The following is a 15,790-nucleotide window of genomic DNA, read 5'->3' as shown; positions in this document are numbered from 1 at the left end:
TGAAGTCCTTTTCAGTTTACTTAAAAGTAATTATCCAAAAATAAGTTTAACAGCTCCATAGAGAAGCACAATAATACCAAGCACGATACGGTATTTTCCGAAAACTGTAAAATCATGTTTCTTAATGTAATTCATCAAGAAGCGAATCACGAACAAGCTGACAACAAAGGCTGTCACACTAGCTACCAAGAGAATAGCTACTTGTCCACCTGTCAAAGTATTTCCGTCAATGAAGTACTTAACTGCCTTAAGCCCACTGTAACCAAACATGGTTGGAATACCAAGGAAGAAAGTGAAGTCAGCAGCCACGCTACGACTAGTACCAACGATGATACCCCCAAGAATAGTAGCACCTGAACGGCTTGTCCCTGGAATGATACTCAAGACTTGGAAAAGACCAATATAGAAAGCTGTCTTGTAAGACATACGTGCCAAATCCGTTACCTTAGGCTCTACACGTCGATTGCGGTCCTCAATCCAAATAAAGGCAATCCCGTAGACCACCAACATAATAGCTACTACAAAGAAATTACTGAGATGAGCCTCCATCCAGTCATCTAAAAGTAGACCAAAGAAGGCTGAAGGAATACAGGCAATGACCACCTTGAGCCAAAGTTGCCAAGTCAATTGCACTTCACGTGCTGTCTTACCAGGTTGGAAGGGATTCAAACGTTTAAAGTAAATGACCATAACCGCAAGAATAGCACCAAGTTGGATAACGATATTAAACATATCGATGAAATCTTTACTTTGTCTCAAGTTCAAGAATTCATTCACCAAAATCAAGTGACCTGTAGATGAAATCGGTAGCCACTCAGTGATACCTTCGACAATCCCAAGAAAGACTGCTTTTAGTAATTCAATAATAAATTGTGCCGTTTGCATAATTATCTCCGTTTTAAAATGCTAGCCTCATCACACCAAAAATGATCAAGGCTCCAAATCGTCCTTCCCATTATATCAAATTACAACTTGTATTTGAAGACAATCTTGGTATAGAGATTGTTTTTCTAATCCCAACTTATTGTCATTAATCCTAATTTCCTGTAAAATAGTAAGGTATGACATTTTTATAGGAGACATTGTTTCAATGAAAAGAATTATTGTAGCCTGCTTTGCAGCGCTCCTCCTCGTTTTTGGCGGAGTATCAAGCGCTCAAGCAGACGAGTATCTCCGTGTCGGTATGGAGGCTGCCTATGCACCTTTCAACTGGACGCAGGACGATGACTCAAACGGAGCCGTTCCAATCGAAGGTACTAAACAGTATGCCAACGGTTATGACGTGCAAATCGCTAAAAAAATCGCTGAAGCTCAAGGGAAGAAACCCTTGGTGGTCAAAACCGCTTGGACAGGTTTGATTCCTGCCCTCACTTCCGGCAAGATCGATATGATCATCGCAGGTATGAGTCCAACAGCTGAACGTCGTCAAGAAATCGACTTTTCAGACAGCTACTACCGAAGCGAACCTGTCATGGTTGTCAGCTCAGACGGTGATTATGCCAACGCTAAGAGCCTCAAAGACTTCAAGGATGCTAAAATCACAGCTCAACAAGGGGTTTATCTCTATAATTTGATTGACCAAATCCCAGACGTCAGCAAACAAACCGCTATGGGAGACTTCGGTGCTATGCGCCAAGCCCTTGCGTCTGGTATCATCGATGGCTATGTTTCAGAGCGTCCTGAAGCCAAAACTGCCGAAGAAGCTAGCTCAAAATATAAGATGATTACGCTTAAAGATGGTGGTTTCCAGGTTTCAGATGATGACGTATCCTTGGCCGTCGGTCTTCGCAAAGGAGACAGCCAACAAATGGAGCAAGTCAATAAGGTCCTTGCTGGAATCAGCCAAGAGGAACGTGTCAAACTGATGGATCACATCATTAACATCCAACCTGCAGATAAGACTGATGAGGCTAAAAAAGGAAACTTCTTTAGTCAGATGAGCACTATCATCGCTAAGAACTGGCCACAATTCTTACGTGGTACAGGAATTACCCTTCTTATCTCAATTATCGGTACAGTTGTAGGTACTTTCATCGGTCTTATGATTGGTGTTTACCGCACAGCTCCTAAGGCTGCTAATAAATTTGTAGCCTTGCTCCAAAAACTCTTCGGTTGGGTTCTTAATGTCTATATCGAAGTTTTCCGTGGTACGCCAATGATTGTACAATCTATGGTTATCTACTACGGTACTGCCCAGGCCTTTGGTATCAATATTGACCGTACCCTAGCAGCTGTCTTCATCGTTTCTATCAACACCGGAGCCTACATGAGTGAAATCGTTCGTGGTGGTATCTTCGCTGTAGATAAAGGACAATTTGAAGCTGCAACTGCTCTTGGATTTACCCACGCTCAAACCATGCGTAAGATTGTTCTTCCACAGGTTATCCGTAACATCTTGCCAGCTACTGGTAATGAGTTCGTTATCAATATCAAGGATACCTCTGTTTTGAACGTTATCTCTGTTGTGGAACTTTACTTCGCAGGTAACACTGTCGCAAGCCAAACTTATCAATACTTCCAAACATTCTTTGTTATCGCAGCAATCTACTTTGTCCTTACCTTCACAGTGACACGCATCTTGCGTTATGTAGAACGCCGTTTGGATCAAGATACTTACACACAAGGAGGGGTTCACTAATGACTGAGACGATTTTAGAAATTAAAAACCTCAAAAAATCATACGGAAAAAATGAAGTCCTCAAAGATATCTCCCTCAGCGTCAAAAAGGGTGAGGTTATCTCAATTATTGGTTCTTCAGGTTCAGGGAAATCAACCTTCCTTCGCTCTATTAACCTACTCGAATCACCTTCAGGTGGTGAAATCCTCTATCATGGGGACAACGTCCTTGAAAAAGGTTACGACCTCACTACCTATCGTGAAAGACTCGGTATGGTTTTCCAATCCTTCAACCTCTTTGAAAACCTTAATGTCTTGGAAAATGCTATTGTAGCTCAAACAACTGTTCTCAAACGTGACCGTAAAGAAGCTGAAAGCATCGCCAAAGCTAACTTGGAGAAAGTTGGTATGGGAGAACAATACTGGAAAGCTAAACCAAAGCAACTTTCAGGGGGACAAAAACAACGTGTAGCTATTGCCCGTGCCCTCTCTGTTGATCCAGAAGCCATCCTCTTTGACGAGCCAACTTCAGCCCTTGACCCAGAAATGGTCGGGGAAGTACTCAAGACTATGCAGGAGCTATCTGGAACTGGTTTGACCATGATTATCGTTACCCATGAAATGGAGTTCGCACGTGACGTTTCAGACCGTGTCATCTTCATGGATAAAGGGGTAATCGCTGAACAAGGTAGCCCAGAACAAATCTTTGAAAATCCTAAAGAAGAACGTACCAAGGAATTCCTCAAACGTTTCTTGGGTTAAAAACAAAAAAGTTAAGGTTTCGGCCTTAACTTTTTTAGATTCTCAGACATATAAAAAAAACGGCAGTTGCCGTTTTTTTGTCTATAATGATTAGTTACGACGTGTACGTCTGTCAACAAAACCAAGGAAGGCCAATAGTGTCATAAAGAGACCTACAAGAGTGAATCCAACTGCAGCTGACTCACCTGTTTCTGGCAAGCTGTCTGATTCTTGTACAGGAGCTTGTTTCTCAGCTTTTGTTTGACCATAATTTACAGGAATTTGAGCCGCCGTTTGAGCTGCTTTTTCTTGTATTGTGAAAGCAACAACTTTACCATCTACATCGTAAACAGGTACTGGTGTAAGACCTTTAGAGATGATGTTAGCATACTCTTTAGCCAATTGTGTTTGACGCTCTTTGTCTGCCTTAGCTTTCATGTAGTTATCGAAGGCTGTTTGAACAGTCGTGTATTCGCTCGTTAATTTATCACGCTTAGCTGACAATTCAACAAGTTTCGCACGTTCAGTTGAAAGAGCTGCTTTCGCCGCAGTAAATTTGGCAAAGGCTGTTGCACGTTCTGCTTTAGCCTTAGCTAGGTTACCTGAAGCATTTGTAAGGGCTGCTAGACGGTTCTTAGCAGCAGTCAAAGCTTGGTTAGCTTGTGTCAATGCTACTTGTTTCTTAGCAGTATCTTGCTTAGCAGCGTTGTAGGCATTTGTCAAACGTTGCAAGGTTGCAGAACTTGTCGCAAGTTTATCTTTAGCTGTTTGAAGCTCTGCTTGTTTTTCATCAAGAGTTGCTTTAGCTTTGCTAAGGGCTGCTGCTTTTTCTTGTGCGTTAGCATTAAGGTTTTCAACTGCAGCGTTAGCTTTTTCCAATTCTGATTTAGCAGTTGCAAGGGCTGCTTGTTTTTCAGAAAGGTTATTCTGAGCAGCTGCCAACTTGCTTGCAGTCGCTTTAAGAGCTGCAAGTTCTGACTGAGTATTCTTAAGCTTAAGAGTTGCTGACTCAGAAGCCGCTTTCTTGCTAGCCAAATCACTTTGAGCTTGATCGTTAGCTTGCTTAGCAGCTTCATAAGCTGCTTTTGCAGCAGCAAGATTTGCATTTGAAGATGATTGAGATTGGTTACCTTCATATGGGTTAGCAATCTTAGTTGTGTCAAAGCTACTATCAGAAGCGATAGAATTTTTATTGACATTGTTTACGTGAACGTTAAAGGCACCGGCAACATCACTGATGTCTGTTCCAATGTAAGACTCACCACCATCTGCTGTAAGTCCAGAGATAGAACGAGCATGGTTCCACTCATTACCGTTAAACATGAAGTCAAGCATAGCTTCATAGACATATTTCTTAATGTCGTTAAGAGTAAATGGTCCTGTCAAACCTTGCCATGTATTAAGGTTTTCACCAATACTTACACTATTAAATGACTTACCAGCACGGTCAAGGGCGGCACTATCATGTCGTTGATGGGTAATAGCTTCCCAACCCCAGTTATCTGCTACATAACCGTCTGAAACACGGTCAGCCGCAAGAACACTACCTTTTGAAACAGATGTTTGAGTTGTACCAAAGGCTGTACGAATTTGGTTAATCAAACTTGAAGCATACAATGACAAATCTGTAATTTGAGCTTCACTAAGGTTATTCAAATCACTAATTTTAACATTTTTATCCGCTTCATTATCTTGATAACTATTGTTACCACGATCACGTTTATTAACGTTCTTCAAGACTTGTTCAGCTTGAGCTTTTTCTGCTGCGGTCGCTGTTTTAGACTCATGAATCTTAAGAGCATTGACATATTCTTGTGAAACTGAGAATTTTTGACGAACATTAGCTGTTGAAGTTGTTGAAGATTCTGCTTTTTTCTTAGCTGCTTCAGCGGCTGCAAGAGCAGCTGCCTTTTCATTAGCTACTGTTTGAGCAGTCTCATAAGCTGCTTTAGCTTGGTTTGCTGCATTTTGGTCTGCAGTCAATTGCCCTTCTTTAGCTGAAATAGCAGTAGCTTTTTCTTTATCAGCTGCCTGAGCGGCTGCCAATTCTTCTTGAGCTTTTTTCTCAGCTGCTGTTGCAGCATCAAAAGCTGATTGTGCTTTAGCTTGGTTTGAAGCTGCCTCAGAAGCGCTAGAACCATTAAAGGCTGCTTTAGCGGCATCTACTGATTTTTGAGCATTAGCAACTTCACTAGCCTTAGCATTGACATTAGCTTGATCTGTATTAACGACAGCTTGCTGTTTGTCTGCTGCATCTTTAGCAGTTTTTTCTGCTGATTGAGCTGTTTCGACTGCTGACTTAGCTTCCTTAGCTGCATTTTCAGCAGTAGTTACTTGACCTTGAGCGGCAGCAATAGTTTCTGGACTTGCTTCATCGGCTGCTGTTTGTGCCTTTTGCAAGTTAGCATCTGCTGTCGCTAGGTTTGCTTGAGCCTGGTTGGCAGCTGCTTCATGATTAGCAACTACTGACTCTTGTTGCGATACTGCTTGATTTGCAGCGCTGGCTTGTTCTCTAGCCGCTTCGACTTGGGCTTGAGTTGGGACAGCTTGTGTAGCTGTCGATGATACTGATGCTGTTGTTGAGGCTTGATCGTTTGTCGTTACCTCATCAGCTTTAGCAACTGTAGCAGAAACTGCAAGTGCTGCAATTCCGGCTGTCGCCAAAACCTTTTTATTCATAAGACGAACTCCTTTTTATGTTAAAAATTCACTACTATATAATAACATTTTAATAATCTTGAAACAAGATGCTGACTCCTAATTTTTAAAATTTAATTATTTTATAAGCTTTCATAGCCTGTTTACAAAAATCATTAAATTGTTAGTCAAAAGTAGAGTTGCTGTTTCAAAGTCCTTTTTTAGTCTTTGATTCTGCCTTATCCTTTTATTCTATCAAAACTTCGTTACAGTTTCTTAACTTTCTTTAAACGTTTTTTTGATATAATGTGTACTCATCATATGCAAATGGAGGAGCAAAGTGGCAAAAACATTAAAAACATTGAGTAACATCTTACTAGGAATCCTCTCACTGGCCTTGTCTTATTGGTTTTATAGGGGGCATCTCGAACAGTACGTTCATTACATCGCCCATTATGGCTCCTACTTTCAAGTCTTACTCAACATAGTCATTATTGTCCTACTGAGTTACTTTGTCTACGCTTTTTTGAAACTCCTTCTTACTAGAAAGCTGAAAAAACAGACACTACTCCTACTCTACTTCATTTACTTTCTTGCTCTCTTCTACCTACTTTTCTTGAAAAACATTGGTACCCAGGGTCTATCACTTAACCCCCTTTCCTTCGCTCGGGAATTATATTGGGGTAGCCACTTCGTTCCCATCATGAACCTGTTAATGTTCATCCCTCTGGGACTCCTCTTTTCTTCACGATTGAGTAATCTCCTACTCTGTCTCCTTACCCTTTTCTCCGTCGAATCCATTCAATACTTCGGACATTTAGGAGTCTTTGATTTGGGAGATATCACCTTAAATATGTTAGGTATCCTTGTCGGAACTGCTATCCATCAACTCCCTCAATTTCAAACAGTTATCAAAAAGATTTTAAGTTAAAAAACTTCCAGAATTAATTTGGGAGTTTTTTTGTTTGTTCTATAGATTAATCATCGTCAGAAATTTTTAGAGGAATGCAGAAAAACAGCCCTCTACATCTAGAGAGCTGTTTTGAACTCGGGCTAAAATCCTAGTGAATAAAAAAACTGCCCCATCATAGAGCAGTTCCATTTTCGTGTATTCAATTGAACAAGGCCTAGGCACTTGTATCTTGAATTAACGACGAAGTCCGAGTGAGCTGATCAACTCACGGTAACGGTTAACGTCTGTGCGGCGAAGGTATGCCAACAAGTTACGACGGTGACCGATTTTTTTCATCAAACCACGGTAAGTAGCGTGGTCTTTTTTGTGTTGTTTAATGTGTTCGTTAAGGTGGTTGATTTCCCAAGTAAGGACAGCAACTTGAACCTCTACTGAACCAGTGTCACCTTCGTGACGTGCGTATTGAGCAATGATTTCATTTTTTTTCTCTTTTGAGATTGCCATGTTTTTTCTCCTTTTTTTGCTCCATCCGAGTCTTAGGATTGGCTCTCCTAAAACCAAGAAAGAGTTGGTTTGTCTTTACGACCTCTCTATTTTAGCTCATCTACTAATCTTTGTCAATCGCAAGATTTCACTGATTAAGTTTTTGAAGCTTAGACTTTTTTAGTCATTCTTGAATTCATCAAGAACCCAAGGAAAAGTAGGAAACTTACTGTAGCATAGGCTAGAAAAATCCAACTAAAACTTGGAGATATGAGTGCCAATAATTTCAAAACATAAGGGGAAAGGGCTGACCCTAGGTTACACCCTAAGAGGACATAGGCCGTCGCCTTGTTCAACAGATTTCTAGCAATAGACTCAGAAAGTCGGTTAAAGATAATTGTCAAAATAATACTATAAAAGAAACCAACACCAACTGAAGATAAAATCAAAATCGGTAAGTTACTAGCCACTGACATCCCAAAGAGACAAACCGCTAACAAGAACATCACTATAAGCAAAAGACGATTTTTAAAATGTCCTATAAGCGAGGCGAAACTCAGTCCAGCTACAATTCCAATTCCCTGCTCTAAACTCAGTACTAAGGCTGATTGACCACTCTCAATAGTCTTACCAGCAACTTGAAACAGAGGCACGCGCAAACTAATCGAAGAATTGATACAGATGACAAAACCTGCTAAAAGAGCCATGCCAAGAATCATACCAAGGTCTTTTTTGTTCAGAACTTGTTTTCTTTTTGTAATCTGCTTCTTCTCCACCTGCTCCATCGATGGCACAAAAAGGAGGTACATAATCAAAATCACAAAACCAAAACCATAGATAAGAAAGGCAAAGGTCCAATGAATTTTCAGTAATTGTCCAACTAAAAGAGAACAAGAAGCTCCACCAATCAACTCCATGGAGCCACGAATACCTAACATCTGAACTCGCTCTTTACCTTGATAACGTTGACTGATGATGGCAATCGCCTTAGCATTGATAAGACCAATCCCCATTCCAAAAGCAATACGTGACAGTAAGACAAGAGGATAGGCTTGTACAAAAAAAGGAAAAATCCCAGCACTACTAAGTAAGAGCAGCCCAGTCACAATTAGCTGTCTATCACTTAGCCATTTGTCAATAAATGAATTAAGTAAGAGCATCGCGACTACGGAAAATGAAGGGACAGATACTAAAAGCTCCACTTGCGCGGCAGAAAAGGTTGGGCTATAGTAGTCCAACATAGGTGGTAACGCTGTTGAAATCGAAAAGGCCGAAATCAAGAGCAAGGATAGCCCAAGAAGGCTCATTTTTTCTAAAATTCGTGTCATAATATAGGGATAAGAACATCCTTTCCTTACTTGTCTAATAGTTATTTTTTCATTATAATCTAAGGAGACTTTAAAAAATAGGACCTAGGTCCTAAAAAAGGAGATGTATGCGTAATCATACCATAAGACCTCAACTTGACCAGGTCTTTCCACCCCCCTACCTCAACCAATTACAGAAAGTCACCTTTCAAAAGAACGATTATATTTGTACCCAAGGGCAAGCTATCACTGAGCTGACCTACATTTTATCAGGAAAGGTAAAAATTGTTCGTTCTCTCTTCAATGGTAAAGAACATATCCTAGAAACGCTCAATCAACCTCAAATATTGGGAGATGTAGAACTTATGACCAACCAACCAGCAGGATCATCAGTCATTGCTTTAGAAGAGGTTCAAGCAGTTCAGCTCCCATTAAATAATAAAGAAGAACTCCTCAAAGACCCTGTTTTTCTCTACCAAATTGGACGTAACCTGGCTATGGCACTGCATAAGCAAGGTATTACTGCTTCAACAAATGCGAGTTACTCTGTCAAAGAGCGTCTGGCCACCCATATTTTGAATAGTGAAGAAGAGAATATCTTTCAATTATCACCATCCATTTTAGCTTCCCGTTTTGGGACTAGCTATCGTCATGTACAGCGAGTTATCAAACAATTTATCGACCAGGGGATTATCGAAAAAGAGGCTTTTAAGACCTATCGTATTTTAGAGAGACAAACCTTGGAAAAACTGGCTTTTATCGATTAGAAAAAGCCTCACTTTAACCCTTGATGGTTTAATTTTCAACCCTTTTGTGCTATAGTTATAAACAAGTAAATCAAAGAAAATAGAGGTAAACAAATGGATGCTCAAACCAAAATTATCCGCGCCAGCCATATGATTGATATGAATGATATCATTCGCGAAGGAAACCCAACCTTGCGTGCTGTCGCTGAAGATGTAACCTTCCCACTATCAGACGAAGACATTATCCTAGGTGAAAAAATGATGCAGTTTCTTCGTAACTCACAAGATCCTGTTATTGCCGAAAAAATGGGGCTTCGTGGGGGAGTCGGTCTTGCAGCCCCTCAATTAGATATTTCAAAACGCATTATCGCTGTTCTCGTTCCAAACCCTGAAGACGCTGAAGGTAATCCACCAAAAGAAGCATATAGCCTTCAAGAAATCATGTACAATCCTAAAGTAGTTGCCCATTCTGTTCAGGATGCTGCTTTGGGCGATGGCGAAGGATGCCTCTCAGTTGACCGCGATGTTCCTGGTTACGTGGTTCGTCATGCTCGAGTAACTGTTGAATACTTCAACAAAGAGGGCGAAAAGCAACGTGTTAAACTCCGTGGTTACAACTCAATCGTTGTTCAACATGAAATCGACCATACTAACGGTATCATGTTCTACGACCGCATCAATAAAGACAATCCATTCGCCATCAAAGATGGACTCTTAATTATCGAATAAAGAAAACCTCAGTAGAAATACTGGGGTTTTAGTTTGAAGATAAGGCATTAGTACCACTTTATAGCTAAGTCAAAGTAGAAAAGAACCGACTTCGTCGATTCTTTTTTCATTGTCTGAACCTGTCCTCAGACAAGCATATTGTATAGTGTTTCGTTACCGTGAAGGTTGATATAACTTGGGTCAAAGGCCGAAAGACGCTCGAGAAGTCCATCATAGTCGTTCTTATCACTAAGAGCTATACCAATGAGAACCGGACCTTTTCCTTTATTAGCACGTTTGATGTACTCAAAACGAGTGATATCATCATTTGGTCCCAAGATATCATTTACAAATTCACGAAGGGCACCAGGACGTTGTGGGAAGTTAACCACAAAGTAATGCTTGATACCATCGTAGATAAGCGCACGTTCTTCCATCTCTGGCATACGGTTGATGTCATTGTTACCACCTGAAATGATGCAGACGATGGTTTTTCCTTTAATCTCATCTTTGATCACTTCCAAAGCTGCCACTGATGCCGCACCTGCGGGTTCTGCAATGGTACCAACCTTAGAGTACATATCAATTAGGGTTTCTGAAATCAATCCTTCATCAACTCCCAAGAGGCGGTCAACATATTTACGTGCGACTTCATAGGTCTTGACACCTACCTTTTGAACAGCAATCCCGTCCGCAAACTTATCAATTTCTTCGAGTTTTACAGGATAACCACGGTCAAAGGCAGCACGCATACTACGAGCACCACTAGCCTCAACACCAATAACCTCCATAGACGGTGCTACATCCTTGATATAGGTAGCTACACCAGAGATAAGGCCGCCACCACCTACTGGAACCAAGATACTATCGAAGGAAACACCTTCCTCTTGAGCCTGCTCATAAATTTCATAAGCAACAGTTCCTTGCCCCGCTTGGACATTATAATCGTCGAATGGATCAATGAAAGTCATCCCTTCAGACTTGGTATATTCCTGCGCTGCTTGGGCAGAAGCATCAAAGGTATCTCCCACCAATTTGATTGTTACAAACTTGCCACCAAAGAAACGGACTTGACCAATTTTTTGGAGAGGTGTTGTTACTGGCATAAAGATGGTTGCCGGAATCTTCATCTCGTTACAAGTGTAGGCAACCCCCTGAGCATGGTTTCCGGCTGATGCACAAACCACACCACGCGCCTTATCCTCATCACTCAATTGATGGATAGCATAGTAGGCTCCACGCAATTTGAAAGAGCGTACCTTTTGCATATTTTCTTTTTTAATATAAATGGTCGCCCCGTATTTTTCAGATAGGTAGCGATCAAAATCTAGTGGTGTGCGTTCCACCACGTTTTTTAAGACTTCATTAGCCTTTACGATATCATTTGCAGTAATCATTGGCTCTCCTTTGACACAATATTCAAACTATTTCTATTGTATCACAATTTTCAGAAAAAATAGCAGCCAGTATAAAGAAAACTCCTTGTTTACACAAAGAGTTCTACTTATTATTTATCAACTTTTTTTGACATCAAGAAGTTACGAAGAGCTGCAAGGGTTGCCGCACCTGCAAGGACAATAGCTGTAAGGATAGCTACAGCATGTTCTCCCCACTTGTGAGATTTTGCTGTTTTAGCAATTGTAGCCTTAAGATCTTCAGTTGTTCCTTTTTCACCTGCTTGCGTCGTTGTCTTACTTGCAAGGTTAAGATCTTGACTACCATTGTAAGTATTATCTGACGAAGCTGTATTGACAAGGTCTTGACGGCTACTGCGAGTATAGCTGACATTTGTTGTAATGCTATCAATCATCTCAACAATATTTCTGATTGTTGTTGCATCGTACAAGCCACCCTCAGTATCTTTCAAGATAGATACTGCTAATTTTTCAATAGAAACTTCTGAAGAAGCTGCTACCATAGAGTGAGATTCTGAGCTTGCTGTTTCTGAATATCTTGCATAGTTGCTAAAGAGTGATGCTGCTTCTGTAATCGTTTCAGAAGTACTTGGTAAGGTTTCTGAGACGCGAGGAGCTACAGAGAGTCTATTCCAACTATTGATGTTTTCTGATAGTCCATCAAGGATGACTTCCTCTGATGTGCTTACTGTTTCTGAAATCGCCGAAGTCACTTCTGAAGTGCTCACTTGACTTTCTGATTCTGTCAATGAAACAGCTGGTTCTTCAACTACTTCTGATTCTGAAACGACTGTGCTGATTGAATTCTCTGATTCAGATGCTGAAGTCTCTGAAGTTGATGTTTCTGAGATAATATCAGTTTCTGAGACCTTCGATGATACTGTTGTGCTTTCTGATACTTCTGACGGAGCAACTGAGACAATTGTGCTTGTAGTTTCTGAAACAAGGCTAGTGCTTGCCTGACTCTCTGATTCTGTCAAAGAAGCCACTGGTTCAACTACTGCATGTGATTCTGAAATTGCTGTCGTCGTTGGAATTGCTGACTCTGAAGTTGATGCTGCTGAACTATTTTCAGTTTCTGATGCTTCCGATGATACTATTGCACCTTCTGATACTTCTGATGAGACTGTTGAGGCAGCTGTGCTTGTAGCCTCTGAAGCTGGTGTAGTGATTGAATCTGATGCTACTGTACCTTGATCCGTATTAGATACTGAGTTGTCATCTTTCTTATCATGTGCGGTCTCTGACACAGCTATCGCCACTGGAACAGCTGCTGAGTTTACTAACTCGTCAACTGATGGTGCTGGTTTAGTTGTTTCATCTAGTTTAGGAGCTTCAACAGATGGTTTCGTATCAGTTGGAGCCTCTGAACCTTTATTTACTGTTGTATTTTCTGATTTAGCTGTTTCTGAGCTTGCTTCAGATGTTACGGTATTATCTACTTTCTTACCAGCTTGGTTAGTAACTGGTTCTACCGGTGTTGCTGTTGTGTCTTCCTTGATATAAAGCATGTTCCAAAGAGTTAGTTTAGGAACTGAAATGACAAGCACTGGTTGACCATTTTCATCTGTTTCAAGGCTTGCTTGTGCCTTCTTCATGCTTGAAGTTGCCCAATCATCCGGTGACGTCACATAGACTTGATCAGCAATTTTAGCTGCTTCTTGGGCTGTTTTACCTGCTAGGCTAAGACGAACTGTGAGATTTTCTTGTGCGTCCGGTGTTTTATTGTCCGCATAACCCTCTTCATTATGCCAGCCCGCATTGATGCCCATCATATTAATCATTTGAACAGTTGAGAAACCTTTTCCTGATTTAGCAAATGTCCAAACTTGATCTCCTGTCACACCAAGAGCATCTTTAGAAAGGATTTCACCAGAAGCATTCTTTGTAGATACAGCCTGAGTGCTGTTTGTCACACCCTCACCACGGAGAAGATTTTCATAAGCAGTGATGAACTGTTGGTAATTGTAAAGCTTACGAATAGTGTCCTTAGCTACACTGAGGTATTGCGTTGGGTAATAGGCACTTTGAAGAACGTTAAGGGCTGCATTAGCATTGGCAAGGGCTGCAATGGACATGTGATAGCCACCGGCTGCAGCTACTGTCGCATCTACGAGAAGTGTCGCATCAGCTTGCAATGGTTTACCAGCAAGGGCATCTTTACCCGCACCGTTAGTTGCTTTTCCGCCAGGAACAGTATAGTCAATACCTGGTTCTTCCATGTAGGCACCAACGATAAGTGATTTACCAGTTTTATTGCGTACCATATCGATACGTGCTTTCAAATCACCATAGGCAACCTGCATACGTCCTGGAATAACTGAACCACCGTTTGTCCAAAGCTCATTATACACAACATCTTGACGTGCCTTGGCTAGTTTATCATCATTACCACCATTGACATCATTGATTGTGATGTAGTACTTTTCACCGATGAGGTCTTTCATGGCATTAATAAATGACGCATATGAATCAGACATCATGTGTGAGTCAGCCTCGTCTGTACTGTTACGGTGCTCATAATCAGTCACACGGTTGTCACCAATTGTATCACCTTGCCAACCATCGAATCCCATACGATCCATAGCTGATTTCATGACACCTGCGATGTATTTTTGCCAATCTGGATTCGCCGGATCATAGTAAACTTGAGTTGGATTATCACCGATAGTGTAAGTCATCGGTTCACCCTTCTTACCAAAGCTATCGTAGAAGTTATAAGCCAAAGCAGCAAGTGGAAGGGCTGGATTCTTTGGATTTGAATCTGCTGAAATCATGTTATAAAGCATGGCAACAGCACCTGACTTATGAACTTGGTCAACCAATTCTTTAACAGCCTTAGTGTCAACCTGAGTGTGACTCCAGGTATTCCATTTTTGAACAAAGCTATCGACACCTTCTGGGAAAGGATCTGTAGCTTCATTATAAGCATCATAGAAGAAATATGAATTGATATTCATAGACTTCATGAGCTCAAGCTCTTTACGGTAGGCTTCAAGATTTTTAACAAGAATACTATTTTGATCAGTTGGCGAACCTGCTACGATACCGTAACGTGGGAAAACTGTCCAATCATCTTCAACAGACAAGCCAGCACGCTTGCTTGACAAAGTACTACCTGATTTATCGTTGACACTGATTGTCACCAAGTAACCTGTATTGTTTGTCAACCACTCTGACGCTACTGTCAAGTTTGAAACCTTAGCTGAAGCTCCTGCCGCTAGCGTAAGGTCAACGTTATCTTGACCGATAATTTCTGAAGCATGTTGAAGTGTCAAGTTGACAGTCATCGTCTTAGTTTCTGCTGTTGGATTAGATACAACAACGGAATAATTAATATCACCATCTGTCTTGCTATAAGCTGCTTTTGTTGTTTCTGGATCTGTCAAGTAAGCATCACCATTCAAGTTTTGCTCTGTCACTTCTGTAACTGGTGTTACTTGAGCAGTTGAATGGCGTCCTGCTTCAGTAGCATTATCAGATGATGATGTGATGGTTTCCACAGCAGCTGACTCAGGAGCTAGTGCTTCACTGGATACAAGCGTTTCTGAGCTAGCACTCTCTGCTGGCACAGCTTGTGAAAAGATTGTAGAAGCTGTCGCTGTTGTTGCAGTATCTGTCGCAACAGCAGCAGATGATGGACCTACTTCTGTTGTCGCTACTGGAGCAACGGCCTCAGTTGGTACCACCACCAAGTTATCTGCTTCAGTTGTAATAACTGGTTTTGTTGCTTCTGAACTGACCACGTTATCTGCCTTGGCGACCTGATTCATCCCTAGGACACCACCGGCTACAAACAAACCTGATAATAATTTAGTTGATGCTACTTTCTTTGACATATCTCTCTATCCCTCTAAAAAAGTTTAAATCACCTCGGCGTTTCAAATTATCACTATTTGTATTTGCATGCTGTAAACTCGAGTTATTTTTAGTTTCATAAAAATCGCTTGGTGTTTCTTATGAAACTAATGTTAACTTAATCTTTTTTGTAAAACAAGGGAATTTCCGGTAATCCTCGTAAACGGTAATTTTTTCATCATGAATGGTCAGGTTTTTTCAGAAATTTGAGAACAACATTTTCTAATTTCATTAAATATTCACTTGATTCAGTCTACTTAAAATGACAAAAATAAATCCCAAATAATGAAAATCCATCACCTAAATAGTTCATGTGAGAGAATAAAAAAAATCGGCTCTATAATTTCTGTAGTGGGTAAAACCACT

At 40.8% G+C, this 15,790-nt stretch carries 11 protein-coding genes; 5 read left to right on the top strand and 6 right to left on the bottom strand.

Going from position 1 to position 15,790, the window contains the following annotated elements; all coding sequences use genetic code 11:
• Positions 1 to 30: 30 nt before the first annotated feature.
• A complete protein-coding gene (locus HMPREF2607_RS01445) occupies positions 31 to 885 on the bottom strand; it encodes an undecaprenyl-diphosphate phosphatase (protein WP_002883622.1) in 855 nt (284 codons plus the stop codon).
• A gap of 205 nt (positions 886 to 1,090) precedes the next feature.
• Here HMPREF2607_RS01445 and HMPREF2607_RS01440 point away from each other — a divergent pair, with 205 nt between their 5' ends.
• A complete protein-coding gene (locus HMPREF2607_RS01440; protein WP_070475473.1) occupies positions 1,091 to 2,638 on the top strand; it encodes an ABC transporter substrate-binding protein/permease in 1,548 nt (515 codons plus the stop codon).
• Positions 2,638 to 3,378, top strand: a complete 741-nt coding sequence (locus tag HMPREF2607_RS01435) for an amino acid ABC transporter ATP-binding protein (protein WP_002949253.1) — start codon at positions 2,638 to 2,640, stop codon at positions 3,376 to 3,378. The genes HMPREF2607_RS01440 and HMPREF2607_RS01435 overlap by 1 nt, the downstream gene beginning before the upstream one ends.
• Before the next feature lie 90 nt (positions 3,379 to 3,468).
• Here HMPREF2607_RS01435 and HMPREF2607_RS01430 read toward each other — a convergent pair whose 3' ends face one another.
• On the bottom strand, positions 3,469 to 6,036 hold the full coding sequence (locus HMPREF2607_RS01430) for an SEC10/PgrA surface exclusion domain-containing protein (protein ID WP_070475471.1): 2,568 nt from the start codon (positions 6,034 to 6,036) through the stop codon (positions 3,469 to 3,471).
• A 298-nt stretch (positions 6,037 to 6,334) separates the two neighbouring features.
• Between HMPREF2607_RS01430 and HMPREF2607_RS01425 the strand changes: the two genes are divergently transcribed.
• A complete protein-coding gene (locus HMPREF2607_RS01425) occupies positions 6,335 to 6,925 on the top strand; it encodes a VanZ family protein (RefSeq protein WP_021143480.1) in 591 nt (196 codons plus the stop codon).
• Between the two features lie 216 nt (positions 6,926 to 7,141).
• Here HMPREF2607_RS01425 and rpsO read toward each other — a convergent pair whose 3' ends face one another.
• Entirely contained in the window at positions 7,142 to 7,411 is a 270-nt protein-coding gene (rpsO, locus tag HMPREF2607_RS01420; RefSeq protein WP_002883618.1) for a 30S ribosomal protein S15, read from the bottom strand.
• Positions 7,412 to 7,560: 149 nt separating this feature from the next.
• Positions 7,561 to 8,718 carry an MFS transporter gene (locus HMPREF2607_RS01415; protein ID WP_070475469.1) on the bottom strand — a complete coding sequence of 386 codons (1,158 nt, stop codon included), beginning with the start codon at positions 8,716 to 8,718 and terminating at the stop codon, positions 7,561 to 7,563.
• A gap of 107 nt (positions 8,719 to 8,825) precedes the next feature.
• Here HMPREF2607_RS01415 and HMPREF2607_RS01410 point away from each other — a divergent pair, with 107 nt between their 5' ends.
• Together HMPREF2607_RS01410 and def are read left to right on the top strand one after the other, a co-directional pair.
• Positions 8,826 to 9,464 (top strand): Crp/Fnr family transcriptional regulator, encoded by a 639-nt coding sequence (locus tag HMPREF2607_RS01410; RefSeq protein ID WP_002883647.1) that lies wholly within the window; start codon positions 8,826 to 8,828, stop codon positions 9,462 to 9,464.
• Between the two features lie 93 nt (positions 9,465 to 9,557).
• Positions 9,558 to 10,172 (top strand): peptide deformylase, encoded by a 615-nt coding sequence (gene def, locus HMPREF2607_RS01405; RefSeq protein ID WP_002883663.1) that lies wholly within the window; start codon positions 9,558 to 9,560, stop codon positions 10,170 to 10,172.
• Between the two features lie 125 nt (positions 10,173 to 10,297).
• Here the strand turns inward: def and ilvA are convergent, their stop codons facing one another.
• Together ilvA and HMPREF2607_RS01395 are read right to left on the bottom strand one after the other, a co-directional pair.
• Complete coding sequence (gene ilvA, locus HMPREF2607_RS01400) at positions 10,298 to 11,548, bottom strand: threonine ammonia-lyase IlvA (protein WP_002883616.1); 1,251 nt, start codon at positions 11,546 to 11,548, stop codon at positions 10,298 to 10,300.
• A gap of 110 nt (positions 11,549 to 11,658) precedes the next feature.
• On the bottom strand, positions 11,659 to 15,405 hold the full coding sequence (locus tag HMPREF2607_RS01395) for a glycoside hydrolase family 66 protein (protein ID WP_070475467.1): 3,747 nt from the start codon (positions 15,403 to 15,405) through the stop codon (positions 11,659 to 11,661).
• Positions 15,406 to 15,790 lie beyond the last annotated feature (385 nt).

This window comes from Streptococcus sp. HMSC078H03, from assembly GCF_001808655.1.
Lineage (GTDB): Bacteria > Bacillota > Bacilli > Lactobacillales > Streptococcaceae > Streptococcus > Streptococcus salivarius_G.
This window is presented reverse-complemented; position numbering and strand designations above follow the sequence as displayed.